The 639-nt window shown below is 43.0% G+C and carries 1 protein-coding gene; it reads right to left on the bottom strand.

Going from position 1 to position 639, the window contains the following annotated elements:
* The coding region (locus R7190_RS28315; protein ID WP_318137983.1) for a TerC family protein at positions 1-423 on the bottom strand (423 nt) is incomplete at its 3' end.
* Positions 424-639 lie beyond the last annotated feature (216 nt).

Here is a 639-nt window from a genome sequence, read left to right as displayed (position 1 = left end):
CATCGAGAATACCGCATCAACCGCAACGATTTGTAACAAAACCACCGCCAATCCTGTGCGCACATGGGTAGAGTGATCGGTTTCGTTGTGAGTTAACCAGCTCCAAAGCTCTTTTAAGCTTTTCGCTAACAAAAACGCACCACCCAAGATCATTATCATATCTCGACCTGTCACCGCATGGTCTGCAACGCTAAATAGTGGTTGTGTAAGTTGCATGATCCATGTGATAGAAAACACCAATCCAATACGCGCTAACACCGCAAGACCAATACCTAGGTTTCGTGCAAGCTTTCTCTGGTGGGATGGCAATCTTTCACATAAAACGGAAATAAAAACGACGTTATCTACGCCTAAAACAACTTCGAGAGCAAATAAGGTGGCAAATATCACCCATGCTTCAGGTTGCATGAAAAGTTCTAACATGAGTATGCCTCCTGAGAGTGGAAGCGATACGGAGAAGGGTTCAGTCGACTAAAGGGGTCGTCCATTAATTATTTATACCTCTGTTACTTAGGGATCTAGAGTTAAGCACCTCTTGGTTTGCAACACAATACTCTTTTCAACACAAAAACTAGTGTCTTTATTTGTGCTCTAAAGGATTCTTTCCATCTCACCCCTCCTCTGTTTATCACTCGGAAA

It is taken from the genome of Vibrio sp. 1078-1 (assembly GCF_033340475.1).
Note: the sequence above shows the minus strand (reverse complement) of the source record. Positions and strands in the feature narration are given on the sequence as shown.